The 26128-nt window shown below is 65.0% G+C and carries 20 protein-coding genes; 11 read left to right on the top strand and 9 right to left on the bottom strand.

What is annotated here, in order from left to right; translation table 11 throughout:
- Nucleotides 1–15: 15 nt before the first annotated feature.
- The 8 genes from LOY42_RS08295 to ppsA all read right to left on the bottom strand — a co-directional run bounded on the left by LOY42_RS08295 (nt 16) and on the right by ppsA (nt 8207).
- Nucleotides 16–1056 (bottom strand): OmpA family protein, encoded by a 1041-nt coding sequence (locus LOY42_RS08295; protein ID WP_046854751.1) that lies wholly within the window; start codon nt 1054–1056, stop codon nt 16–18.
- A 110-nt stretch (nt 1057–1166) separates the two neighbouring features.
- On the bottom strand, nt 1167–1733 hold the full coding sequence (sigX, locus tag LOY42_RS08290; RefSeq protein WP_046854750.1) for an RNA polymerase sigma factor SigX: 567 nt from the start codon (nt 1731–1733) through the stop codon (nt 1167–1169).
- A gap of 113 nt (nt 1734–1846) precedes the next feature.
- Entirely contained in the window at nt 1847–2671 is an 825-nt protein-coding gene (locus LOY42_RS08285; RefSeq protein WP_023632140.1) for a mechanosensitive ion channel family protein, read from the bottom strand.
- Nucleotides 2672–2673: 2 nt separating this feature from the next.
- Nucleotides 2674–2937, bottom strand: a complete 264-nt coding sequence (locus LOY42_RS08280) for a hypothetical protein (RefSeq protein WP_038706516.1) — start codon at nt 2935–2937, stop codon at nt 2674–2676.
- An 89-nt stretch (nt 2938–3026) separates the two neighbouring features.
- A complete protein-coding gene (locus LOY42_RS08275; protein ID WP_110704517.1) occupies nt 3027–4022 on the bottom strand; it encodes a zinc transporter ZntB in 996 nt (331 codons plus the stop codon).
- A 25-nt stretch (nt 4023–4047) separates the two neighbouring features.
- Nucleotides 4048–4539, bottom strand: a complete 492-nt coding sequence (gene rraA, locus LOY42_RS08270; protein WP_023630330.1) for a ribonuclease E activity regulator RraA — start codon at nt 4537–4539, stop codon at nt 4048–4050.
- A gap of 116 nt (nt 4540–4655) precedes the next feature.
- Complete coding sequence (locus LOY42_RS08265) at nt 4656–5648, bottom strand: alpha/beta hydrolase (RefSeq protein WP_258600246.1); 993 nt, start codon at nt 5646–5648, stop codon at nt 4656–4658.
- Between the two features lie 183 nt (nt 5649–5831).
- Entirely contained in the window at nt 5832–8207 is a 2376-nt protein-coding gene (gene ppsA, locus LOY42_RS08260) for a phosphoenolpyruvate synthase (protein ID WP_102682729.1), read from the bottom strand.
- Between the two features lie 178 nt (nt 8208–8385).
- Here ppsA and LOY42_RS08255 point away from each other — a divergent pair, with 178 nt between their 5' ends.
- Nucleotides 8386–9204: a pyruvate, water dikinase regulatory protein gene (locus LOY42_RS08255; RefSeq protein WP_046854746.1), complete on the top strand. Its 819-nt coding sequence runs from the start codon at nt 8386–8388 to the stop codon at nt 9202–9204.
- 143 nt (nt 9205–9347) lie between these two features.
- On the opposite strand, the gene LOY42_RS08250 is transcribed toward LOY42_RS08255, so the two are convergent.
- Entirely contained in the window at nt 9348–14213 is a 4866-nt protein-coding gene (locus tag LOY42_RS08250; protein WP_258600244.1) for an NAD-glutamate dehydrogenase, read from the bottom strand.
- A 290-nt stretch (nt 14214–14503) separates the two neighbouring features.
- Here LOY42_RS08250 and LOY42_RS08245 point away from each other — a divergent pair, with 290 nt between their 5' ends.
- The 10 genes from LOY42_RS08245 to LOY42_RS08200 all read left to right on the top strand — a co-directional run bounded on the left by LOY42_RS08245 (nt 14504) and on the right by LOY42_RS08200 (nt 26126).
- Complete coding sequence (locus tag LOY42_RS08245; RefSeq protein WP_110704523.1) at nt 14504–14857, top strand: hypothetical protein; 354 nt, start codon at nt 14504–14506, stop codon at nt 14855–14857.
- 122 nt (nt 14858–14979) lie between these two features.
- On the top strand, nt 14980–15690 hold the full coding sequence (locus LOY42_RS08240; protein WP_258600241.1) for a FadR/GntR family transcriptional regulator: 711 nt from the start codon (nt 14980–14982) through the stop codon (nt 15688–15690).
- A 101-nt stretch (nt 15691–15791) separates the two neighbouring features.
- On the top strand, nt 15792–16985 hold the full coding sequence (lhgO, locus tag LOY42_RS08235) for an L-2-hydroxyglutarate oxidase (protein WP_139669698.1): 1194 nt from the start codon (nt 15792–15794) through the stop codon (nt 16983–16985).
- A 46-nt stretch (nt 16986–17031) separates the two neighbouring features.
- Complete coding sequence (locus tag LOY42_RS08230; protein WP_139669696.1) at nt 17032–18360, top strand: MFS transporter; 1329 nt, start codon at nt 17032–17034, stop codon at nt 18358–18360.
- 960 nt (nt 18361–19320) lie between these two features.
- Nucleotides 19321–20280 carry a MoxR family ATPase gene (locus tag LOY42_RS08225; protein ID WP_011532987.1) on the top strand — a complete coding sequence of 320 codons (960 nt, stop codon included), beginning with the start codon at nt 19321–19323 and terminating at the stop codon, nt 20278–20280.
- Nucleotides 20281–20284: 4 nt separating this feature from the next.
- Entirely contained in the window at nt 20285–21229 is a 945-nt protein-coding gene (locus tag LOY42_RS08220) for a DUF58 domain-containing protein (protein WP_102685379.1), read from the top strand.
- Entirely contained in the window at nt 21226–21720 is a 495-nt protein-coding gene (locus LOY42_RS08215) for a DUF4381 domain-containing protein (RefSeq protein ID WP_046854739.1), read from the top strand. The genes LOY42_RS08220 and LOY42_RS08215 overlap by 4 nt, the downstream gene beginning before the upstream one ends.
- Complete coding sequence (locus LOY42_RS08210; RefSeq protein ID WP_258600238.1) at nt 21713–22789, top strand: VWA domain-containing protein; 1077 nt, start codon at nt 21713–21715, stop codon at nt 22787–22789. Before LOY42_RS08215 ends, LOY42_RS08210 begins: the two co-directional genes overlap by 8 nt.
- Nucleotides 22786–24504 carry a tetratricopeptide repeat protein gene (locus tag LOY42_RS08205; RefSeq protein ID WP_198755835.1) on the top strand — a complete coding sequence of 573 codons (1719 nt, stop codon included), beginning with the start codon at nt 22786–22788 and terminating at the stop codon, nt 24502–24504. Before LOY42_RS08210 ends, LOY42_RS08205 begins: the two co-directional genes overlap by 4 nt.
- The gene (locus LOY42_RS08200) at nt 24501–26126 is read left to right on the top strand and encodes a BatD family protein (RefSeq protein WP_258600236.1); all 1626 of its coding nucleotides are present in this window, start codon (nt 24501–24503) and stop codon (nt 26124–26126) included. The genes LOY42_RS08205 and LOY42_RS08200 overlap by 4 nt, the downstream gene beginning before the upstream one ends.
- Nucleotides 26127–26128: the final 2 nt, after the last annotated feature.

The raw sequence follows: 26128 nt of genomic DNA, 5'->3' as shown, positions 1-26128 counted from the left end.
GAAGCGTCAAACCAATTACTTGGCCTGGGCTTCTACCTGAGCTTCTACGCGACGGTTGACGGCGCGGCCAGCTTCGGTGGCGTTGTCGGCGACCGGACGGGTCTCACCGTAGCCAACCGAGTCAACACGGCTCGATTCAACACCGTACTGCTGGGTCAGGACCTGCTTGACAGCGCTGGCACGACGCTCGGACAGCTTCTGGTTGTAAGCGTCTGGGCCGACGGAGTCAGTGTGACCTTCCACGGTGGTGGTGGTCTGTGGGTACTGCTTCATGAAGTCAGCCAGGTTCTTGATGTCGCCGTAGCTGTTTGGCTTGACGACCGACTTGTCGAAGTCGAACTTGACGTCCAGCTCAACGCGAACGACTTCGGCAACAGCCGGGCAGCCATCAGCGTCAACGGTAACGTTGGCTGGGGTGTCAGGGCACTTGTCGACGTTGTCGCAGACGCCATCGTTGTCGCTGTCGGAGCAGACTTCGGCAACTGGAGCAGGCGCAGGAGCGGCTTTCTGGCCACCGCTGCCACCGAAGTTCAGACCCAGACCAACGGTCGGGCCCCACTCGGTGTTGCCGTTGTCGATGTTGTACATGGCTTCGACGCCGGCACGGGCGAAGAACATGTCGGTGATGTACCACTTGGCGCCAGCGCCAACGTTGGCGAAGGTGGAGTGGTCACGGCCGCTACGAGTGGCCTGGCCCAGGCTCTCGTGAGCGAAACCGGCGGAAACGTACGGACGCAGTGCATCGCCTACGGTACCGAAGTGGTAGGTAGCGTCGAGCTTGGTCTTGGAGCCTTTGATGTCTTTGTTGAAGACTTCACCACGAGCGTTGTGGGTCTCGTTGTAGCCCAGGTCCAGGGAGACGTCGTCGGTCAGGAAGTAACCGAGGCGAACACCTGGATTGGTGCCGGTGTTCTTGAAGTTACGTTCGCTGTCGTAGAACTGCTTGGTAACGTTACCTTCGATTTCGACTGCGCCTTGGCCTTGAGCCAGAGCGCCGAGCGAAGTCACGGCCACGAGCGAGCCAATGGCCAAGCCCAAGGTGTTTTTCAATTTCATCCGTTAAATCCCCATCTGGTGATAGTTAAGCAGTCCCACCAACATCCGGGGGACAACTCGACGGCAAGTCTAGCAGAACTTGCCGGTTGGTTAGAGGTATTTGCAGGCCACTAAGTTTCAGCCACGCCTGCAAATTTCTCTCTAAGCTTGTCGAGCGCACGCTTGTAGCGCATTTTCGTGGCGCTCAGGCCCATGTGCATGATGTCCGCGATCTCCTGGAATTCCAGCTCCGCGACAAAGCGCAGCACCAGGATTTCCCGGTCGATCGGGTTCACATGTACCAGCCATTTATCCAGCCCGCCTTTTTCTTCCGGCTTCGGTGCCTTGTCCTCGGACGCCTCTTCGACAGGGTCCAGGCTCAGCGCATCCATCAGCCGGCGCTTGCGACGCTCCTTGCGGTACTGGGTGATGCATTCGTTGTAGGTGATGCTGTAGAGCCAGGTCTTGAACTTGGACTTGCCCTCGAAGTTCTTCAACCCGTAGAGCACCTTGAGCATCACCTCCTGACAGACATCGTCGGCATCCCGATCGTTCCCCAGGTAGCGCGCACAGACGTTGAACAGCGTGCGCTGGTAGCGCCGCATGAGTTCCTCATAGGCGCGGGTGACATGAAACAGCTCCTCATGCGAACGCGCCACCAACTCCTCGTCGGTGAGCTCGCGGGGGTCATAGCGCATGGGCGGCGAATGAACTTTATTCAAAACGGATCTGGCCGACAGTCAGGTCAATGTCGCCGCTCGGCCCCGTGGGCCGATTTTTGCGGCGGCATACATTAACAGCTTTTGTTCGGTTAGCGGCTATTCACGCGCTGCTCGAGCAGCTCGCGATTAGACAACGACACCAGTTCGCCATCATCGGTCAGCAGGGTCGTCTTGACCGTGCCGATCTCCTCGATGTGCCCTTCGACCTCGCCAATGCGCACGTGCTGGCCGACCTGATAGAGCTCACGCACATAGATGCCGGCCAGGATCTGTCCGGCAATTTCACGGCTGCCCAGGCCCATCGCCAGGGCAATTGCCAGACCAACGGTAATCAGCCCGATGACGATCACGTGGTTGAGCAGGTCGGTCTTGACCTCCAGCTGGCTGATGGCCACCGAAATACTGATGATGATCACGAGGCCCTGGACGATACGCCCAACGCCAGCAGCGTACTCCAGGCCGATGCCCTCGGCGGCGCCGCGCACAAGGCCGTTGGCCAGTTGCGCCAACAGCACGCCGGCCAGCATCACCAGCGCCGCGCCGAATACCTTGGGCAGGTACAGCGCCAGCATGTCCAGGGTCGCCGAGACCCGCTCCAGGCCCAGCGATTCAGCCGCCGAAACCAGGAAGATCAACAGCACGAACCAATAGACGATCTTGCCGATCAGCGTCGAAATCGGTACCTGGATACCAATCCGGGCGAGCATCTTGGTCAGGCCGGTACCACTCATCAGGCGGTCCAGGCCGAACTTGGCCAGCACCTTCGACAGCAAGGTGTCGAGCAGCTTGGCCACGACGAAACCGAGCAGCACCACGACCAGCGCGCCGAACAGGTTGGGGATGAAGTTCGCCACCTTGGTCCAAAGGGCAGTCATGGCGGTGACCAGGCTCTGGGTCCAGAGATCGAGTTCCATATTCAATCGGCCTTATCTGCAGGGCTGCCTGCGGCAGGGTTGCGGGTAGAGTTGCGGCGCACCGGCGCCACATGCGCCGAGCCATTGTTCACGGCGATCAGCAGCGCCTGGCTCCAGCGGCCAAGCAGGCTGAACAGATCGCCCGCGCCAACCTGGCGGTTGGCGGTCTTGAGCACACGACCCAGGCACGCGGCGTCGTCACGGTCCTGGCCGGACGGCGACGCCTTGAGCAGGTCACGCAGGGATTCTTCAAACGGATCGTGCATGGGCACCTCGCGCAATGTCAGTCAAAGACGTGGGTACCAAGCGATGGGTCACACCTGCCACTGGGACGAATGTTTCAAAATACCTCATTTCAGACCCAGCGCAGCCGACGGAACAACCACCACTGCCCCGCCGCCAGCCCCAGCACCACGGTGCAGGCGAGCGCGAAGCCGTAGGGGTTTTCCGCCCCGGGAATACCGCCGACATTGATGCCCAGCAGGCCCGTGACAAAGCTCATGGGCAGGAAAATGCAGGTAATGATGCCAAACCGGTACATGGTCCGGTTCATTCGCTCGCTGCGGCGCCGATCCTCGCTTTCCAGCACCAGGGCGGCTCGCTCGCGAGCCAGTTCGAGTTCTTCGAGGTAGCGGATCAGGCTGTTGTTCAGCTCGTTCCAGTAGTCCGCGTCAGCATCGGCGAACCAACTGCATTTATTGCGCGATAGCTGGGCATAGATATCGCGCTGAGGGGCAAGGAAACGGCGCAGGCCGGCGGCACGACGGCGGATCTGCTGCAGGCTGCCCTGTGCCGGCGAATACCGTTCGTCGGATTCTGCCTTCTCCTCTTCCAGATCGACCGCTTCGGACAGGTCGCTGACCAGCGCCTGGACCTTTTCGGTCAACAGTTCGCCCATCAGCAGCAACAGTTCGGAGGCTGTTTTCGGGCCCCGGCCCTCATCCAGTTGCTGGAGCACCTCGTCGCTGGCGCGCAGCGGCCGCAAACGCAGCGAGATGACTCGCCGCGCCTCGGCGAAGATACGCACCGAGACCATGTCCTCGGGTTCGGCACCCGGGTTGAGATTGACCCCGCGCAGGAACAGCAGCATCTGCTCGCCGGCCATCTGCAACAGGCGCGGGCGGGTGTTCTCCTCAAGCAACAGTTCGCAGGCGAACTCGCTCAGACCGCTGTCGTGCAGCAGCCAGGTGCGGGTCTGCGGATGGCTGCGGTCCCAGTGCAGCCACAGGCTCTCCTGGGGCTGCAACTGCAGGTCGTCCAGCTCGGTGCGGGCGATCGAACGCGCGCCACCCTTGCCATCGAGCACCAGGGCATGCACCAGGCCCCATTGCGCGTTGTCTTCCTCGAACATCAAAGCTCCATGGGTGTGCGGCGAATCACTCGGGCATCTTCAGCGGGCTTGGCGAGACCAGCACGCCGTTGTTGTCGGCGTACACGTATTCGCCCGGGCGGAAGGTCACGCCGGCAAAGGTCACCGCGACGTTGAGGTCGCCAATGCCGCGCTTGTCAGTCTTCATCGGGTGGCTGGCCAGGGCCTGGATACCGACATCGGTCTGCGCCAGCACGTCCACGTCACGCACGCAGCCGTAGATCAGCAGGCCTTCCCAGCCATTCTTCGCGGCCTTCTCCGCGAGCATGTCGCCCAGTAGCGCACGGCGCAGCGAACCGCCGCCGTCGACCACCAGGACCTTGCCCTTGCCGTCGAGCTCGACCTGTTCCTTGACCAGGGAATTGTCTTCGAAGCACTTGATGGTGACGATTTGGCCGCCGAATGAGTCGTGGCCGCCGAAGTTGCTGAACATGGGTTCGAGCACCTGGACCAGGTCCGGGTAGGCGTCGCACAGGTCGGGCGTTACGTAATGCTGCATGGGAAACTCCTGTCAGTCACAACGAAAGCGGGTGTCGGCCAAGGCTACACCTTGGGAGGGCCGGCAGTCATCCGGGACCGAGCAGTCAGTTGAACCGTCGCCGCGCCGGCCGATGTTCAACTGGCAGCCACAGGCTCCATCACCACCGTCGAGGCATGCACCGGCACCAGGGGGTCGCGCAGCCAGCGCTCCATCAACGGCCACACCTGCGTCTGCGCCGCCTTGCTGACCAGCATGTCGACATGCCCGAAGGCCTCGAAGCCCTCCTCCCGACCCAGGCGCAGGAACTGCCTGGCATCACCGCCAAACTGCTCGAACAGCTTGCGGCAGGCCCACACCGGATCCTGGAAGTCGCCGGCCCCGGCCACCGCCAGCAGCGGCACCTCGACTTCGGCCAGCCCCGCCCACCAGTCCTTCTCCTTGTCGCCGAAGCGGCCGAACAGGCCATTCCAGCGCAGGCTCTCCAGGGCCAGGCCGATGGGTTCGTCTTCCGGGCCCCGCTTGAGGCGCGAACCGGAAATCTGCGCAAAGCGCTTGAGCAGCATGCGCGCGCCCCACTCCATCGGTGGCACTTTTAACGGCCAATAAACCCGGCTGACCTGGGTACCAAACAACGCCGCACTGGCCACCAGGCCGGTGTCGAGATAGCCGCTGCCCAGCGCCGCCGCCAACGTGGTGCCGCCCAGCGAGTGGCCGATCCAGCGCGGAACCTGCCCGGCTTTTTCATGTACGAAGGCGCCGATCACCGGCAGGTCGTAGCGCGCATAGTCGGCCACGCGATTCTGCCGCCAGTCGCGGTTGCGCGGCGACAGGCCGTGGCCGCGCATCTCCGGGATCCACACATCGAAACCGGCGCGTGCCAGGTAGGCGCCCAGGCCGATACCCTTGGGCGAATACCAGAAGCGCCGGTTGGAGAAGCTTCCGTGCAGGAGAATGACCGGCATGCCCTGGACGCGGTCCTGATCGGCCAGGCCCAGGCGGGTGACGGCCAGCTCTACGCTCGCATCCGGGCTGTTGCCGGCCTTGATCCGGTAGACGTCTTCGCTGAGGTCGCCGCGGCGCTCGGCACTGAGCAACGCGACGGGAAATTGGGTGCTGCTGCTTTGCATGGCTTCACAAATTCATTGGACATGAAACGTGGGAGCGGCGGTGCGCCGATGCGACTTGCCCACGATGGCGTCAGAGCAGACTACAGAGGTGTCTTCACTGACGCTATCGCGGGGCAAGTCGCATCGGCGCACTGCCGCTCCCACGCACTAACACCAGGGCGCAACAGGCGCCCTGTTACCGCATCAGGCCGCGCCCTGGCCTTCGGCCAGGAAGAACCAGGTCTCGAGCACCGAGTCCGGGTTCAGCGACACGCTTTCGATGCCCTGCTCCATCAACCACTTGGCCAGGTCGGGGTGGTCCGACGGGCCCTGGCCGCAGATGCCGATGTACTTGCCGGCCTTGTTGCACGCGGCGATGGCGTTGGCCAGCAGCTTCTTCACGGCAGGATTTCGCTCATCGAACAGGTGGGCGATGATGCCGGAATCGCGGTCCAGGCCCAGGGTGAGCTGGGTCAGGTCATTGGAGCCGATGGAGAAGCCGTCGAAGTACTCGAGGAACTCTTCGGCCAGGATGGCGTTGGACGGCAGCTCGCACATCATGATCACGCGCAGGCCGTTGTCGCCGCGGGCCAGGCCGTTTTCGGCGAGCAGGTCGACGACCTGGCTGGCCTCGCCCAGGGTGCGCACGAACGGCACCATGATCTCGACGTTGGTCAGGCCCATCTCGTTGCGCACGCGCTTGAGCGCACGGCACTCGAGCTCGAAGCAGTCACGGAACGACTCGCTGATGTAGCGCGACGCACCGCGGAAGCCCAGCATCGGATTTTCTTCTTCCGGCTCGTAGAGCTTGCCGCCGATCAGGTTGGCGTATTCGTTGGACTTGAAGTCCGAAAGGCGCACGATGACCTTTTTCGGGTAGAAGGCCGCTGCCAGGGTGCTGATGCCCTCGACCAGCTTCTCGACATAGAAGCCGACCGGGTCGTTGTAGCCGGCAATGCGCTTGTCGACGCTCTCTTTCAGCTCCGGCGGCAGGCCGGCGTAGTTGAGCAGCGCCTTGGGGTGCACGCCGATCATACGGTTGATGATGAACTCCAGGCGCGCCAGGCCGACACCGGCATTGGGCAACTGGGCGAAGTCGAAGGCGCGGTCCGGGTTGCCGACGTTCATCATGATCTTGAACGGCAGCTCCGGCATGGCATCGACCGAGTTCTGCTTGATGTCGAAGCCCAGCTCACCTTCGAAGATGAAGCCGGTGTCGCCTTCGGCGCAGGAAACGGTGACGCCCTGGCCGTCCTTCAGGACCTGGGTGGCGTTACCGCAGCCGACCACCGCCGGGATGCCCAGCTCACGGGCGATGATCGCCGCATGGCAGGTACGCCCGCCACGGTTGGTCACGATGGCGCTGGCGCGCTTCATCACTGGTTCCCAGTCAGGGTCGGTCATGTCCGAGACCAGCACATCGCCTGGCTGGACCTTGTCCATCTCGGACACGTCGTTGATCACGCGGACCTTGCCGGCGCCGATGCGCTGGCCGATGGCGCGGCCCTCGACCAGCACGGTGCCCTTCTCTTTCAGCAGGTAGCGCTCCATGACATTCGCGCTGGCGCGGCTCTTCACGGTCTCGGGACGGGCCTGGACGATGTACAGCTTGCCGTCGTCACCGTCCTTGGCCCACTCGATGTCCATCGGGCGCTGGTAGTGCTGTTCGATGATCATGGCCTGCTTGGCCAGTTCATTGACTTCGTCGTCGCTCAGGCAGAAGCGCGCACGCTCGGCGCGGTCGACCTCGACGGTCTTGACCGAACGACCGGCCTTGGCTTCGTCGCCATAGACCATCTTGATCGCCTTGCTGCCCAGGTTGCGGCGCAGGATCGCCGGGCGACCGGCCTGCAAGGTGTTCTTGTGCACGTAGAACTCGTCCGGGTTGACCGCTCCCTGAACCACGGTTTCACCCAGGCCATAGGCACCGGTGATGAACACCACGTCGCGGAAGCCCGACTCGGTGTCCAGGGTGAACATCACGCCCGCGGTGCCAGTCTCGGAGCGGACCATGCGTTGCACGCCAGCGGACAGGGCGACCAGCTTGTGGTCGAAGCCCTGGTGCACGCGGTAGGAAATGGCCCGGTCGTTGAACAGCGAGGCGAACACTTCCTTGGCCGCGCGGATCACGTTATCGACGCCACGGATGTTGAGGAAGGTCTCCTGCTGGCCGGCGAAGGAGGCGTCCGGCAGGTCTTCGGCGGTGGCCGAGGAACGCACGGCCACGGCCATGTTGTCATTGCCCTGGGACATTTCGGCGAAGGCGGTTCGGATTTCCGAATCGAGACGCGCCGGGAAATCGGCTTCCATCACCCACTGGCGGATCTGCGCGCCGGTCTTGGCCAGGGCGTTGACATCGTCGACATCCAGCGCGTCGAGCGCCGCATGAATGCGGTCGTTGAGGCCACTTTGCTCGAGAAAATCGCGGTACGCCTGAGCCGTAGTGGCAAAGCCGCCCGGCACCGAGACACCGGCACCTGCGAGGTTACTGATCATCTCGCCCAGGGATGCGTTCTTGCCCCCCACATGCTCCACATCATGGACGCCGAGCTTATCGAGGGAAACTACGTACTCTACCAAGGTGATCTCTCCACTAACTGTATTGGAAAAGCTCAAGGGCGCCCGCCTGCCTGAATGACTGGGCCGGACGCTTGTGGCCTGGACCTGGAAAATAAGTGAGAATGCCGTGCAACCGCGTTCGGCAAACCGAACCTATCATATCCAGAAATCTTCGGCAGCTTAAGGCCCCCAGGTGCAAATGAAACGAACCGCGTTCTTCATCTCCGACGGTACCGGCATCACTGCAGAAACGCTGGGCCAGAGCCTGCTCGCACAATTCGAGAGCATTCCGTTCAATAAATTCACGCGCCCCTACATCGACACGCTGGAAAAGGCGCGGGCCATGGTCCAGCAAATCAACGCCGCGGCCGAGCGCGACGGGGTGCGTCCGATCATTTTCGACACCATCGTCAACCAGGACATCCGTGAGGTCATGGCCACCTCCAATGGCTTCATGATCGACATCTTCTCGACGTTTTTATCCCCGCTCGAGCAGGAATTGACCGCCCATTCGTCGTATTCCGTGGGCAAGTCCCACTCGATCGGCGGCAATTCCAACTACATGGAGCGCATCGAGGCGGTCAACTTCGCCCTGGACAATGACGACGGCGCACGCACCCACTACTACGACAAGGCCGACCTGATCCTGGTGGGCGTGTCGCGCTGCGGCAAGACCCCGACCTGCCTGTACATGGCCATGCAGTTCGGCATTCGCGCCGCCAACTACCCGCTGACCGAGGACGACATGGAGCGCCTGCAGTTGCCGGCGGTGCTCAAGAAGCACCACAACAAGCTGTTCGGCCTGACCATCGACCCCGACCGCCTGACCGCGATCCGCCACGAACGCAAGCCCAACAGCCGCTACGCAAGCTTCGCCCAGTGCGAGTTCGAGGTGCGCGAAGTGGAGAACCTGTTCCGTCGGGAGAACATTCCCAACATCAATTCCACGCATTTTTCGGTGGAGGAGATTTCGGCGAAGATCCTGGTGGAGAAAGGGGTGGAGCGGCGGTTCAAGTAACGCGAGGGGCTCGTCACAAGATTTTTATCGCCAGTGAGACCGCGCGGGCGGCGCTCGATTCGCGCACCACCACAAACTCCGCGCACGCCCCATGAAAAAGCCCCGGCATCGCTGCCGGGGCTTTTTTCACTTCAGCGCAAGGCTCAGGACGGAATCACCGCCGCCTGACCGCTCAGCGCCAGGTCGACCAGCTCGCGGTTGGCCACCGCGTACATCGCATAGTCGGTGCCAGTGGCGTTGCGCAGGTCGTCGAGCATGGCGCGCCAGCGCTCGACCATCACCCGGTGCTGCTCGCACCACAGGGCCACGCGGGCGTCCATGTCTTCCGGCGCGTCGGCCATCTGCAGCACGGAGATGGTGATCGCCCGCTGCTGCAGGTCGATGTCGTCGCGGAACGCCTCGCGGGCCAGGGCCTGCCAGTTGTTCTCCACCGGCAGGTTGCTGATCTCCTGCAGGTACCAGGTCAGGTCCAGCGAGCTGCCCACCGCGAAGAACGCCTTGGCCACCTGCGCCGGATCGTGCCCGGTGACATCCGAGGCCTCGATGATCGGCAGCAGGGTGTACAGGTGCGTGGTGCCAGCGACCATGCGCGCCAACAACTCCGGTACCCCGGCGTCGACGAAGCCCTGGTAGCGGTTCATCCAGCGCTCGCGGGTCGGCCCCTCCAGCAGTTCGTCGAGTTTCAGCCCCAACTGGGCGATCTTCGGCCCGAAGTGAGCCACATCACGCCCGGCATCCTGCTCGTTGCGGCGGCTGCGCAGGAACCAGCGGGTGGCCCGACGGCCCAGACGCATCAGTTCGTCCATCAGGGTCAGCTGAATCTCGGCCGGGACTTGGTAGTCCAGGGCCTCGATCTGGCGGAACCAGTGCGGCAGGTGGAAGATGTCGCGCACGATCACGTAGGCGCCCGCCACGTTGGCCGGGCTCATGCCGGTGGACTCCTTCAGGCGCTGCACGAAGGTGATGCCCATGTTGTTGACCAGGTCGTTGGCGATCTGGGTGCTGACGATCTCGCGCTTGAGGCGGTGGCGACGCATGGAGTCGGCGAACTTGCTGACCAGCGACGGCGGGAACGCGGTCTCCATGTCGCGGGTCAGGTAGTCGTCGTCCGGCACCAGCGACTTGAGCAGTTGCTCCTTGAGGTCGATCTTGCTGTACGAGATCAGCACCGACAGCTCGGCGCGGGTCAGGCCCTGCCCGGCCGCCAGGCGTTCGGCCAACTGCTCCTCGCTGGGCAGGAACTCGATGGCGCGGTCCAGCTTGCCACGTGCTTCCAGGTCAGCCATCAGGCGCTTGTACTCGGCGATGCGCTCGCGGGCACGGCGTGCCGCCAGCGACAGCGCTTGCGTCTGCTTGTAGTTGTTGCCCAGCACCAGCCCGGCGACTTCGTCGGTCATGCTGCCCAGCAGCTGGTTGCGCTGCTTCTCGGTCATGTCGCCACCCTGCACCACTTCGTTGAGCAGGATCTTGATGTTGACCTCGTGGTCGGAGCAGTCGACGCCACCGGCGTTGTCGATGAAGTCGGTGTTGGTGGCGCCGCCATTGAGACCGAACTCGACACGGCCGAGCTGGGTCATGCCCAGGTTGCCGCCCTCGCCCACCACCTTGCAGCGCAGCTCGTTGCCGTTGACGCGCAGGGCGTCGTTGGCCTTGTCGCCGACATCGGCGTGGCTTTCGCTGCTGGCCTTGACGTAGGTGCCGATACCACCGTTCCACAGTAGGTCCACCGGCGCCTGCAGCAGTGCATGCAGCAGTTCGGTCGGGGTCAGACGGTCGGCCTCGATGGCGAAGCGTTCCTTCATCTGCGGGCTGATGGCGATGCTCTTGGCGCTACGCGGGAAGATCCCGCCGCCTTCGGACATGATGCCGGTGTCGTAGTCGCTCCAGGCCGAGCGCGGCAGGTCGAACAGGCGCTTGCGCTCGGCGAAGCTGGTGGCCGGGTCCGGGTTCGGGTCGATGAAGATGTGCAGGTGGTTGAACGCCGCCACCAGTTGCAGCTTGTCGGACATCAGCAGGCCGTTGCCGAACACGTCGCCGGCCATGTCGCCGACACCGACCACGGTAATCGGGTCTTCCTGCACGTTGATGCCGCGCTCGCGGAAGTGGCGCTGCACGCCCACCCACGCGCCACGGGCGGTGATACCCATCTTCTTGTGGTCATAGCCGGCCGAGCCGCCCGAGGCGAACGCATCACCCAGCCAGAAGCCGTAGTCGATGGCGATGCCGTTGGCGATGTCGGAGAAGGTCGCGGTGCCCTTGTCCGCCGCCACCACCAGGTACGGATCGTCGTCATCGTGGCGCACCACGTTGGCCGGCGGCACCACGCCACCGTCCTTGAGGTTATCGGTGATGTCGAGCAGGCCCGAGATGAAGATGCGGTAGCACGCCACGCCTTCGGCGGCGATCTCGTCACGGCTGCCGCCCAGCGGCAGGCGACGCGGCAGGAAGCCACCCTTGGCGCCGACCGGTACGATCACCGAGTTCTTCACCTGCTGGGCCTTGACCAGGCCGAGCACCTCGGTGCGGAAGTCTTCCTCGCGGTCCGACCAGCGCAGGCCGCCACGGGCGACGTTGCCGAAGCGCAGGTGCACGCCCTCGACCCGTGGCGAATAGACGAAGATCTCGAACTTCGGCACCGGCTTGGGTAGCTCGGGGATCAGCTTGGGGTTGAACTTGAAGCTGAAGTACGACTTGTTGTGGCCGTTGGCGTCCGGTTGGTAGAAGTTGGTGCGCAGGGTGGCCTTGATCAGGTCCAGGTAGCGACGCAGGATGCGGTCCTCGTTGAGCACCTGCACGTCATCCAGGGCGGTGAGGATGGCCTGTTCCAGGCGCTGCTGCTTGTCGTCGAGATCTTCGTTGGTGAGCTTGCGCGCCAGGTAGAAGCGGGTCTTGAACAACCGGGTCAGCTCGCGGGCGATATCGGTGTGGTTGTTCAGGGTGCTGGCGATGTAGCCCAGGTCGAAGCCCAGGCGAATCTGCTTGAGGTAACGGGCGTAGGCCCGCAGCAGCGCGACGTCGCGCCACGGCAGGCCAGCGGTCAGCACCAGGCGGTTGAACGCGTCGTTCTCGGCATCACCCTTGACGATATGGACGAAGGCGTCCTGGAAGGTGTCGTTGAGCTGCTGGATGTCAAGGTTGAGGCCTTCGCTGTAGGTGAAGGCGAAGTCGTGGATCCAGAACTCGCGGCCACTGGCGTGGCGCAGGCGGTAGGGGAACTCGCCGAGCACGCGCAGGCCGAGGTTTTCCAGGATCGGCAGTACGTCCGACAGTGCCAGTGGCGTATCGGCGTGGTAGAGCTTGCAGTGCAGCGTGCGCTCACCGAGCTGGGTCAGCGGCTGGTAGAAGCTCATGGCCAGCGGCTTGGCCTCGGACAGGTTGAGCACATGTTGCATGTCGACCACTGCCGAGTGCGCGGCGAAGCGCTCGCGATAGCCGGCCGGGAAGCCTTTCGGGAAATCGGCGAGGATGTTGGTGCCGTGGGCTTCGCCAAAGTTTTCCACCACCAGCGCCGAGAAGTCGTCCTGCCACGAACGGCAGGCCTGGATCACTTCGTTCTCCAGTTGCTGCGGGTCGATCTCGATGCGGTTCTTCGGGTCGACCCGCAGGATCAACTGGACGCGGGCCAGCACAGACTCGGAGAAGAAGGTCCAGAACTCGCAGTCGGTGGCTTTCAGGCGCTCCATCAGCACCTGCTGGATCTTCTGCCGCACCTCGGTGGAGTAGATCTCGCGCGGTACGTAGGCCAGGCAGTAGCAGAAGCGGCCGTACGGATCCTTGCGCAGGAACACGCGGATCTTGTTGCGTTCCTGGATCTGCACGATCGACATGGCGGTGCTGAACAGCTCGTCCACCGGGGTCTGGAACAGGTCGTCGCGGGGCAGCACTTCGAGGACCTGGGCCAGTTCCTTGCCCAGGTGCGCTTTCGGATCGAAGTGCGAACGGCGCTCGACTTCAGCGACCTTGCCGCGGATGTAGGGAATGGTGTGCACGCTCTCGCCGTACACCGACGAGGTGTACAGGCCCATGAAGCGGCATTCCTTGACGACCTTGCCGTCCTGGTCGATCTGGCGGATCGACACGTAATCCGGGTAGGCCGGACGATGCACGCGGCTCGGCTGCGAGGCTTTGGCGAACGACAGCAGGCGCGGTTCGCGCAGGTAGGCGACGGCGTAGTCCTCGATGCGCAGGTCGTCGGCGCCAAGACCGGCGCGCAGCAGGCGGGCCAGGCCCAGGAACGAAGCGTCGTCGTAGACCAGGTGGCCGCCGTCGGCGTCGGACTCGACGGTGAACTCCTCATAGCCGAGGAAGGTGAAATGGTTGTCCAGCAGCCACGACAGGAAGCTTTTCACCTCAGCCTTGTCGTTCTGCGCGGGGCCGAAGGCGTTCTGCTCCACCAGTTCCAGCAGCTCGCGGATCTTGGCTTTCATCGGCTCGAAGTCGGTGACCACGCCGCGCACCTCGGCCAACACCTGCTCCAGCTCCATGGTCAGGGTGTTGAGCTCGGCGGTATTGGAGCAGCGGTCGATCTCCAGGTACATCAGCGATTCATGGTTGACGCCCTCGCCCAGGGTGCCCTTGGGCAGCAGCTCGACCAGCTCGCCCTTGGCGCCGCGGCGCACGCTGAGCACGGTGGTCTGCAGGGTGTGGATGCTGTAGCCGCGGCGGTTGAGCTCGGTGCGCACCGAGTCGACCAGGAATGGCAGGTCGTGGTGCAGTACCTCGACCACGGTGTGCGTGGACTGCCAGCCGTGGCGTTCGTAATCGGGGTTGTAGACCCGCACCTGCGGGTGCGCGGCGTCGAAGCGCTCGATGATGCGCCAGGCGGACAGCGTGCAGCCGGCCAGGTCCGACAGCCTGCGCTGAGTGAGTTCGTCCAGAGAGATGATGCCGAAGAACTGTTCAGCGAACAGTGCCACTTGTGGCAGGGACTGTTCGTTGATGTGCTGCGCCAGGGCCGCTTGCAGTTGATGCTGGAAGTCGGCTTTGCTGGCTGCGGTGAAGAACGCCATCTGTGGTACTCCGCTTGGGCTTTGTTATAGGTGAAGCGTCGCGTACATGCGCCTTGTACGGATCAACCATAGCCAACCCGTGGCAAGACAGAAGCGTTGGGTACCTGCAAAAGCGACTGCCAGGTGGCTGTGCCTTTACGGGAACCCATCGACAGGGCAGCTTAACGACTGAACGGTCACTTGGGCTTGCAGCGCTGCGACAATTTCGGTCAATGCGCGGTAACTTTACGTTTATCAGTGTGCGCAAGGCTGTCAGAATTCCTTTTCATTTCCATTGATCCGAGTGCGCCATGCAATTGAAAACCGCCCTGCTCTTCGCCACCCCCTGCGACGACGAGGAAGACAACATGGCGACCCTGTGCTGCCACAGCGACAAGGGCCAGATGTTCCTGCTGACCCGCTACCCGGACGAGGACACCGTCGACCTGACCCTGGACGACGAGCCGTCGACGCTGGACGGGCTGAAGGTGACCTTGAGTGCCACCCGCCTGCTGATCGAGGTGGCGGCCGGGGATCGCGACGCGCTGAAGGGCGACGAGGAACTGGAGATCATCCTGACCACCTCGGGCAGCGACCTGGAGGAAGTCGCGCTGACCTTGCGCAACATCCTCGACGGGACCGGGACGTTCGTGTCCGAGATCTAGGCAGGTCATCCGGGCCTCGTCGCGGGGCTTGAGTCTTGCGCGATGAAGGCACAAGACCATTGACAGCCGCAGGCGCGGACGGGCATTGTCTGACAACCTGACCAATAGGCACCCGCACGTCCATGCTAGAGCTACAGCGCCCCGACACCCTCGTTGAACGCGTCGTCAGCGCCATTCGCGCCGAGATCGATGCCGGCCGCCTGGCCGCCGAGTCGCGTCTGCCCACCGAACAGCAGTTGGCCGAACAGCTCAATGTCAGCCGCTCGGTCGTGCGCGAGGCCGTGGCGCAGCTCAAGGCCGATGGCGTGCTGATCGCTCGCCGCGGGCTCGGTTCGTACATCTCGCAGACTCCCAACGGCACGGTGTTCCGCTTTCCCGGCAGCAACGGGCGCAAGCCGGACCTGGTGCAGATGTTCGAGATGCGCCTGTGGATCGAGACCCAGGCCGCCGCCATCGCCGCTCGCCGCCGCGACGCCGACGACCTGCAGCGCATGGCCGCGGCCCTGGGCACCATGGAAGACCCGCGCAGCGACTTCGCCACCGCCGCGGCCGCCGACGTGGCCTTTCACCGGGCCATCGCCGATGCCGGCAAGAACGACTACTTCGTCGCCTTCCACGATTTCCTCGGTGGCCAGCTGGCCGCAGCGCGCCACACCGCCTGGGAAAACTCCGCCACCCCGGCCGTGGGCGGTTCGGCCGACGCCCTCCGTGAGCACCGGGCGCTGTACCAGGCCATTGCCGACGGTGATCGGCAGGCGGCCGCCGCCTGCGCCGAGGCCCATCTGCGCGCTTCGGCCAAGCGCCTGAAACTCGATCTTCCCGACCTCGACTGATTCTGGAGACCCCTATCGCAGCCTGGCGAGGTTTTACGCGCACTACTTAGTCTGACAACCTGATAAGCAGATTCACCGACAAGAATTCCAAGGTACCCTGCATGACTTACGACTATTGCATCATCGGCGGCGGCATCGTCGGCCTCGCCACCGCGATGGCCCTGCTCACCCGTCGCCCCGGCGCCTCGCTGCTGATCCTGGAAAAGGAAGCCAGCCTCGGCCGCCACCAGACCGGCCACAACAGCGGCGTGATCCATGCCGGCATCTACTACGCCCCCGGCAGCCTCAAGGCCGACCTGTGCAAGCGTGGCGCCCAGGCCACCAAGGACTTCTGCGCCGAGCACGGCATCGCCTTCGAGGTCTGCGGCAAGCTGCTGGTGGCCTCCAACGACCTGGAAGTACAGCGCATGCAGGCGCTGTACGAGCGTTCGCAACAGAACGGCCTGAAGGTCGAGCGCCTGGACGCCGGCGCCCTGCGTGAACGCGAGCCGAACATCGTCGGCAAGGGCGCGCTGTTCCTCGACGCCACCGGTATCGTCGACTACCAGCAGGTATGCGACGCCATGGCCAAGGTGATTCGCCAGGCCGGGGGCGAAGTGCACCTGTCCACCGCCGTGCGCGCCATCCAGGAGCATGCCGATCATGTCGCGGTCAGCACCGACGGCAACACCTGGCGCGCCCGCCAACTGGTGGCCTGCGCCGGCCTGCAATCCGACCGCCTGGCGCGCTTGGCCGGGGTGCAGATCGACCACCAGATCATCCCCTTCCGCGGCGAGTACTACCGCCTGCCGCCAAGCAAGAACCAGATCGTCAACCACCTCATCTACCCGATTCCCGATCCGGAGCTGCCGTTCCTTGGCGTGCACCTGACACGAATGATTGACGGCAGTGTCACCGTCGGCCCCAACGCGGTGCTCGGCTTTGGCCGGGAGAACTACCGCAAGTTCTCGGTGAACTGGCGCGATGTCGCCGAGTACGCAGGCTTCCCCGGCTTCTGGAAAACCATCTGGAACAACCTGGGTTCCGGCACCACCGAGATGAAGAACTCGCTGTTCAAGCGTGGTTACCTGGAACAGTGCCGCAAGTACTGCCCATCCCTCGAAGTCGAGGATCTGCTGCCCTATGAGGCCGGCATCCGCGCCCAGGCGGTAATGCGCGACGGCACCTTGGTCCACGACTTCCTGTTCGCCGAGACGCCGCGCATGGTGCACGTATGCAACGCACCGTCGCCGGCCGCCACCTCGGCCATCCCCATCGGCCAGATGATCGCCGAAAAGATCCTCGAGGCCCGCTGAAGCACCTGCTGCATCCACAACTACAAAGACAACAAGGAAACCTCAGATGTCGGTATACGAGACGGCCCCGGCCGCGCCCGAAACCCCAGAGCAACAACGCAAGCGCCTGCGCAAGGTGGCGGCGGCGACCATCTTCGGTTCGATGCTGGAGTGGTATGACTTCTACCTCTACGCGACCATGGCGGCGATCGTCTTCTCGAAGATCTTCTTCGACCCGAGCAACCCGGCGGTGGCCTCGCTGCTGGCGTTCTCCACCTTCGCCATCGGCTTCATCGCCCGCCCGTTCGGCGGCGTGCTGTTCGGCTACCTGGGCGACCGTTTCGGGCGCAAGCATGTGCTGGTGATCACCTTCTGCATGATGGGTCTGTGCACCATGCTGATCGGCCTGATCCCCGGCTACGCAACCATTGGCATCTGGGCGCCGATCCTGCTGGTGATCATCCGCATCATCCAGGGCCTGGGCGCCGGTGCCGAGTTGTCCGGCGCAGCAGTAACCTCCTACGAACACGCCAGCGAAGGCAAGCGCGGCAGCCAGGGCGCCTGGCCGGCGCTGGGGCTGAACCTGGGCTTGCTGCTATCGTCGCTGACCGTGTACCTGCTGACCATGAACGGCAACGAATTCCTGCTGGCCGGCGGTTGGCGCATCCCGTTCATCGCCAGTATCGCGCTGGTGGCGGTGGGCCTGTGGGTGCGCAAGAGCATCCCCGAGACCCCGGACTTCAAGGAACTGGACAAGTCCGACGACAAACCGCAGGTGTCGCCGCTGAAGCTGCTGTTCAGGAACGACCTCAAGGGCCTGGCCGTGGTGTTCTTCGTGGCGGTGGGCTACAACGCCCTCAGCTACATCTTCAAGACCTTCTCGCTGGCCTACCTCACCCAGTTCAAGGGCGTCGAGGCCCATGTCACCTCGCTGTCGGTGACCCTGGCCAGCCTGGTGGCGATCTTCGCCGTGCCGTTCTTCGGCTGGCTGTGCGACAAGTGGAGCAGCAAGACCGTGCTGATGCTCGGCGGGCTGCTGTCGGCGCTGTTCGCCTTCCCGTTCCTGCAACTGCTGTCGACTGGCGAGCCGATGATGATCTACTTGGCTATCGCCGTGGGCACCGGGATCCTGGCGCCGATGATGTTCGCCCCGCAGGGGTCGTTCCTCAGCCGGCAATTCCCCACGCAGACGCGCTCGTCCGGGTTCGGCACCGGGCGAGAGGTCGGTACCGCGGTGGCCGGTGGCCTGGCGCCGTTGGGTGGGCTGGCGCTGGTGGCAGGTTCCGCGACTCATTCCACCGATGGCGTGGCGATGATATTGGCGGTGGCCGGGGTGCTGGTGGTGGTGTTTGCGTTCTTTGACCAAGGGTGGCGGCATTCGAAGGCGAAGAACTAAACAAAGCCACGATCCGATCCGATCTTGATCTTGATCGCAAGATTAACTGCGTAGTCACTAGCGACAGCTGCGTTAGTTCAGGCGCCGCCCGTAACTTCGCGACTTCAGGAGGCCGAACGCAGGTCTTGCGGAGGGAGGTGACGGGCATGGATGCCCGTCAAGCGCTGCGCCCCAGGATGGGGCGTTCAGCGCGGTCCTCCCGGGAGCAAGGCCGGAGTGAGGGAACCCGGAGCGAAGCGGAGGGCCGGATGAATGGAGCGCCACGGCTTTGCTTACTTTGGCCGCGGACGGCGAGTTACGACCAAAGTAAGCCGCCGTAAGGGCGGAAAGGTGACTGTGCGTCGACATCGTAAATGAATGCACTTACAACTATAAAAACCGACGCCGATTGACTTTGACTTTGACTTTGACTTTGACTTTGACTTTGACTTTGACTTTGACTTTGACTTTGACAGCGTGTGTTTTGAAAGTTATAGGCGCATTCATTAGCCATGTCGACGCACAGTCACCTTTTCGCCTTTACGGCGACCTTCTTTTGCACGCGGGCAAAAGAAGGCAAAAACCGCTCGCTCCATCATCCGGCCCCTACGCTTCGCTCCGGGGTCCCCTCACTCCGGGCTCGCTCCGGGAGGACGCGCCGACGGGCCATCCATGGCCTGATCGGCGCTTGACGGGCATCCATGCCCGTCACCTCCCTGCGCAAGCCCTCCGTTCGGCCTCCTGAAGTCGCAATTTGTGTCGCCTGAACTATTGCGCGCTTAGAAGCAAGAGCAACGGCAAGATCGGGATCGGGATCGGGATCGGGATCGGGATCGGGACAGTCTTGCTCCCCCAACCCATCCTTTACACGTTTTTTGCAAACCCCCATTGGTCCCCGGCCCCCCGGATGGATTAAAGTATCACCCCTCGCCCGGCATCCGCTCCCAGCGCGCCAGGGCCCATCCCCAGGAACCGTCAACGATGGAACACCGTGAGGCGCTGATCGCGCTGCGCACCTTTCTCTCTTCCCAGATCCTCGGCCAGGAAAAACTGGTCGAGCGCTTGCTGATCGTGCTCCTGGCCGACGGCCACATGCTGGTCGAGGGGGCCCCGGGCCTGGCCAAGACCAAGGCCATCAAGGAGCTCGCCGAGGGTATCGAGGCCCAGTTCCATCGCATTCAGTTCACCCCCGACCTGCTCCCGGCCGACATCACCGGCACCGAGATCTACCGCCCGGAAACCGGCAGCTTCGTGTTCCAGCAAGGCCCGATCTTCCACAACCTGGTGCTGGCCGACGAAATCAACCGCGCACCCGCCAAGGTGCAGTCGGCCCTGCTCGAGGCCATGGCCGAGCGCCAGGTCAGCGTCGGGCGCAGTACCTACGAGCTGTCGCCGCTGTTCCTGGTGATGGCCACGCAGAACCCGATCGAGCAGGAAGGCACCTACCCGCTGCCCGAAGCCCAGCTCGACCGTTTCCTGATGCACGTGAAGATCGGCTTCCCCGATGCCGCCGTCGAGCGGCGCATCCTCCTGCAAGCGCGGGGCGAGGCCCTGGGCGGCGAGGTGAAGCCCGAGCGGCGGGTCAGCCAGCAGGCGATCTTCGCCGCACGCAAGGAAATCCTCGGCCTGTACATGGCCGACGCGGTAGAGGAATACCTGGTGCAACTGGTCATGGCCACCCGCACACCGGCCAAGTTCGACAGCGAACTGGCCGACTGGATAGCCTACGGCGCCAGCCCCCGTGGCTCGATCGCCCTCGACCGCTGTGCCCGCGCCCACGCCTGGCTGGCCGGGCGCGACTTCGTCAGCCCCGAGGATATCCAGGCGGTGCTGTTCGACGTGCTGCGCCACCGCATCATCCTGTCGTTCGAGGCCGAGGCGGCGGGGGTCGACCAGGACCGCGTGGTCCAGCGCATCCTCGACGTCGTCGCCGTCGCCTGACCCCATGCCCACCACGCAGCTGGCCGAACCCGGCATCCGCATCGGCCTGGCCGACCTGATCGACATGCGCCACCGCGTGCGCGAGATCCAGCTGTTCTCCCGGCCCGGCCAACGCAGCCCGCTGGTGGGCCTGCACCACTCGAAACTGCGTGGCCGCGGGGTGGACTTCGACCAGGTGCGGGTCTACCAGGCCGGCGACGATGTGCGCAACATCGACTGGCGCGTCACCGCGCGCACCCAGGAGCCGCACACCAAGCTCTTCCACGAAGAGCGCGAGCGGCCGATCTTCATCATGGTCGAGCAGAGCCAGCGGCTGTTCTTCGGCTCCGGGCTGATGTTCAAGTCGGTGCTGGCGGCCCAGGCCGCCGCCCTGTTCGGCTGGGCCGCACTGGGCCACAACGACCGTATCGGCGGGCTGGTGTTCGGCGACAACGAGCACCATGAGGTCAAGCCCAGGCGCAGCAAGCAGAGCCTGCTGCAACTGCTCAACCGCCTGGCCAAGATCAACCAGGCCCTGCATACCGAGGCCCAGCCCCAGGCCGACAGCCTGGGCCTGGCCCTGCGCCGGGCACGGGAGGTATTGCGCCCAGGCAGCCTGGCCATCGTCATCTGCGACGAACGCGCCCTCAGCGCCAGCGTCGAGCAGCACCTGGCCATGCTCTCGCGCCACTGCGACGTATTATTGATGCCGGTCAGTGACCCGCTCGATCACGCCCTGCCCGCCGCCGGCCTGCTGCGCTTCGCCCAGCGCGGCGCGCAGCTGGAGCTCGATACCCTCGACGCCAACCTGCGCCAGGCCTACCGCCAGCAGGCCGAGGCGCGCATCGAGCGCTGGGAGCTGCTGGCGCAGAAACTGCGCGTGGTGCTGATGCCGCTGAGCACCCAGAGCGAGATGATCGAGCAGTTGCGTGAGTACCTGAATGCACAGCGCCTGGGAGGCGCGAAATGAACCCGCTGGACCAGCTGCAGCCGCTGATCGCGCCACCCGCCATCGGCCTGTGGCCGCCCGCGCCCGGCTGGTGGCTGCTGCTGGCCATGCTGCCCTTGCTCGGCTGGGGCGCCTGGCGCCTGCGCCACTGGCGCCCGGGCAAGCGCAAGGTAGTGCGCGCCGAACTGCCGCTGGACCCAATCCGCGTCGAGGCCCTGGCCGAACTGGCGCGCCTGCCGCGTCCCTATGACGGGGCGCCCGCCGGGGCCTGGCTGCAGCAGATCAACGCCCTGCTCAAACGTCTGTGCCGTAATCACTACCCGGGGGCCAACAGCCACACCCTCAATGGCCGGCAATGGCTGGCGTTTCTCGACAACCGCTGCCCGGCCGCCGGCCTGACCCGCTGGATGGTGCTGGTCGAAGGCGCCTACAAGCCCGAGTGCAAGCTCGACGACAAGGCCATCGCCGGGCTCGCCCAGGCGGTCGAAACCTGGATCCGCAAGCATGTTTGAACTGGCCTGGCCGTGGATCTTCCTGCTGTTGCCGCTGCCCTGGCTGGCGCGCCTGCTGCTGCCGGCAGCCGACAGCGGCGAACCGGTGCTCAAGGTCGGCTTCCTTGACGAGCTCGAGGGCCTGGCCGGGCGCCGTGCCCGCCTGAACCTGCCAACCTGGCGCCAGCAGGCGCCGTTCATCCTGATCTGGTTGCTGCTGTTGCTGGCCGCGGCGCGCCCGCAATGGCTGGGCGACCCGGTACCGGTCTCGGCCAGCGGCCGCGACCTGCTGGTGGCGGTGGACGTGTCGGGCTCCATGGACTACCCCGACATGCAGTGGCAACACGACGAAATCAGCCGCCTGGACCTGGTCAAGGCGCTGATGGGCGACTTCCTGCAAGACCGCCAGGGCGACCGCGTCGGCCTGATCCTGTTCGGCAGCCAGGCCTACCTGCAGGCCCCGCTGACCTTCGACCGACGCACCGTGCGCACCTTCCTCGACGAAGCGCAGATCGGCATCGCCGGCAAGAACACCGCCATCGGCGACGCCATTGGCCTGGCCGTCAAACGCCTGCGCCAGCGCCCGGCGCAGAGCCGGGTGCTGATCCTGATCACCGACGGCGCCAACAACGGCGGGCAGATCCACCCGCTGACTGCCGCCCGCCTGGCGGCCCAGGAAGGCGTGCGCATCTACACCGTTGGCATCGGCGCCAACCCCGAGGCCAGCGGCACGCCGGGGCTGCTGGGGCTGAACCCAAGCCTGGACCTGGACGAAGCCGCGCTCAGGGAGATCGCCGAAATCACGCACGGCAGCTACTTCCGCGCCCACGACGGCGCCGAACTGGGTGCCATCGGCGACACCCTGGACCAGCTCGAGCCAGTGGCCCAGCAGCCGACCCAGGCCCGCACCGCCCATGAGCTGTACGCCTGGCCACTGGCCCTGGCGCTGCTGCTCAGCGTGCTGCTGGTGGTGGCCGTGCAGTGGCCGGACAACCTGCTGCAACGCCTGCTGCGCAAACCGCGCTTCCTGCAGCCCCACCCGGAATGGCGACAGCGCCTCAAACGCCTGCGCCTGAGGAGGCGGCGATGATCGAACTCTGGCCGCAATGGCTGCGCCCGCTCTGGCTGCTGGTACTGCCACTGCTTGGCTGGCTGCTGTTCAAGCTCTGGCACCGGCGCAAACGCGCCGGACGCTGGCAGTTGATCCTGCCGCAGCCGTTTCACGCGGTACTGCTCGGCGGCGGCAGCGGCAGCACCAGCAAGCTGCCGTGGATCGCCCTGGGCGTGGCCTGGCTGCTGATCGTCCTGGCCCTGCTCGGCCCCAGCTGGCAACGCCTCGAGGAAACGCGCCAGCGCCCGGCCGACCCGCTGGTGATCCTGCTCGAACTGACGCCGCAGATGCTCGCCGAGGACAGCGCGCCGAACCGCCTGGAGCAGGCCAGACGCAAGGTCCTCGACCTGCTCGATCACCGTCGCGACAGCCAGACCGCGTTGATCGTCTATGCCGGCAGCGCCCACACCCTGGTGCCGTTGTCCGATGACCTCGGCACCACGCGCAACCTGCTCGAGGCCGTCGACCCGACAATCATGCCGCAGCCCGGCCAGCGCGCCGACCTGGCCGTGCGCAAGGGCCTGGCCCTGCTGGCCCAGAGCGGCCTGGGCCAAGGCCGCCTGCTGCTGATCGGCGCGTCGCTGAGCGAGCTTGAGCGCGAAGGCATACGCCAGGCCCTTGGCCGCCAGGGCCCGAGCCTGCTGATGCTGGGCGTCGGCAGCGCCGAGGGCGCGCCAGTGCGCCAGGCCAATGGCGAGTACCTCAAGGACGACCAGGGCGGCATCCTTTTGCCGCGCCTGGACAGCGCCTCGCTGAAGTCCTTCATCGGCTCGACCGGCGGGCGCTATCGCCATGCCCGCATCGACGACCTCGACCTGCGCGGCCTCGGCCTGTTCGACAACCCACGCTTGCTGCACAACGATGGCCAGACCCTGCAACTGGACAGCTGGGCCGACCAGGGCTACTGGCTATTGCTGCCCTTGCTGCTGCTCGCCGCCTGCGCCGGTCGACGTGGCTGGCTGTTCTGCCTGCCGTTGCTGCTGGCCCTGCCGCAGCCAAGCCAGGCCTTCGAGTTCAACGACCTGTGGCTGCGCCCCGACCAGCAAGGCCAGCGCCTGCTGGAACGGCAACGCCCCGCCGAGGCCGCCCGGCACTTCGCCGACAGCCAGTGGCGCGGCATGGCCCTGTACCAGGCCGGCGACTTCGAAGGCGCCGCCGCCGCGTTCGCCCAGGCCGGCACGGCAGCCGCCCACTACAATCGAGGTAACGCCCTGGCCCGCGCCGGCGAACTGGAAGCGGCGCTGGACGCTTACGAACAGGCACTGGAGCGTCAACCCGACCTGAAAGCGGCGCTGGACAACCAGGCGCTGGTCCAGCAATTGTTGCAACAGCGCCAGGCCAAGGCCGAGGAACAGCCGAACAATGCCGATGCCCGGGACACGCCCGGCAACGAGACCGAAGGCAACAGCAGCTCGACCAGCAGCCAAGCCCAGGGCTCGCCGGACAGCGACAACCCGGCACAAGGCCAGCAGAACGGTGACAGCCAGGGCAACTCCCAGGCTCCGTCCGGCACTGCCGGCGGCGATGAAGACAGCATCACCCAGCCGCCCCAGCGGCCGCTCTCCACCAGCCTCGACGCCGAACAGCGCCAGGCCCTGGAACAATGGTTGCGGGAGATCCCCGATAATCCGGCGGAACTGCTGCGGCGCAAATTCTGGTATGAACAGCAATTGCATCAGGAAACCCCACGATGAGTCGCTTCGGCGTCTTTCTCCTAGGCCTGTTGTGGAGCCTCGCGGCCCAGGCCGAACCGACCCTGCAGGCCAGTGTCGACCGCACGCGCCTCGAGGCCGGCGAAACCCTGGAGCTCACCCTCGAGAGCCAGGACGTGACCCAGTTCGGCAAGCCCGACCTGCGCACCCTTGAGCCCGACTTCGAGGTCCGTGGCACGCGCCAGCTCAACAGCCTGCACACCCTCGACGGCGAGACCCGCGCCAGCACCCGCTGGATCATCACCCTGCTGCCCCGGCGCAGCGGCAGCCTGCGCATCCCCGAGCTGCAACTGGGCCAGTCACGCAGCCAGGCCATCGAGCTGCAGGTGCAGCAGGCCGACAGCCAGCGCCCGGACGCAGCCTCGCAAGTGTTCGTCGAGGCCACCCTGGACAGCAGCGCGGTCTATGTCCAGGCCCAGGCCGTGCTGACCCTGCGCATCTACCATTCGGTGGCGCTGTACGACGACAGCAACCTCAGCCCGCTGCAACTGGAGAACGCCAAGGTCGACCCGCTGGGCGAGTCGCGCACCTACGAGAAAGAGATCAACGGCGTGCGCCATGGGGTGATCGAGACCCGCTACGCCATCTACCCCCAGCAAAGCGGCAACCTTGACGTGCCGCCGCTGCGCTTCACCGCCACCGCAGCCGACAATGGCGAGCAACCCGCCGGCACGCCAAGGGTCGGTCGCCAGGTGCAGGTCAGTTCGCTGCCGTTGCGCCTGACGGTCAAGCCCATCCCGGCCGGCTACCCGGCCGACCGCCCCTGGCTGCCGGCACGCAGCCTGACCCTTGAAGAACACTGGAACCCCGACCCGAACAACCAGCCGACGCAGATCGGCGACTCGTTGACCCGCAACATCAGCGTGCGCGCCGAAGGCCTTTCAAGCACCCAGCTGCCGCCGTTGCCGGCCACCGAGGCAATCGGCCTGCGCCGCTACCCCGACCAGCCGTTGCTGCGCAACGAGATCGGCGAACGCGGCATGGTCGCCAACCGTGAAGAGCGCGAGGCGCTGGTGCCGACCCACGCTGGCGAGCTGGCCCTGCCGGCGCTGGAGGTGACCTGGTGGAACACCCGCGAGGACCACCTGGAGCACAGCAGCCTGCCGGCACGCACCCTGAACGTGCAGGACAATCCGGCGCTCAGCGCCGACACCCCGGCCGGCGACAGCAACATGGCCCCAGGCCTGCTCTGGCCCTGGCAACTGGCGACGTTGGTGCTGGCGCTGACTACCCTGCTCGGTTTCACCCTGTGGTGGCGCGCCCGTTCGCAACCGGCGGTACTGCGGGCGGCGCAGACTGGCCCGAGCCCACGCACGCTGCTCGACGACCTCAAGCGCGCCTGCCAGGCCAACGACCCGCAGGCCACCCGCCAGGCGCTGGACGCCTGGGCGCGGCAGCAGCCGGAAACCCTGGCCGAGATGGCGGCGCGTTTCGTGCCGTTGTCCGATGCGCTGGATGGGTTGAACGGTGCGTTGTACAGCGAGAGCGGCCAGTATTGGCATGGCGACGAGCTGTGGCGGGCGATCGGTGCCATACCGCCGGCCGAGCAGGTGCTGGCGCCAACGGGTGAGGCCAGTAGCCTGCCACCGCTGTATCCCAAGTAGCC

Origin of the sequence: Pseudomonas sp. B21-023 (genome assembly GCF_024749165.1) — a bacterium.
GTDB lineage: Bacteria > Pseudomonadota > Gammaproteobacteria > Pseudomonadales > Pseudomonadaceae > Aquipseudomonas.
The sequence above is the reverse complement of the archived record's forward strand: the minus strand, read 5'-3'. Positions and strand labels throughout refer to the sequence as shown.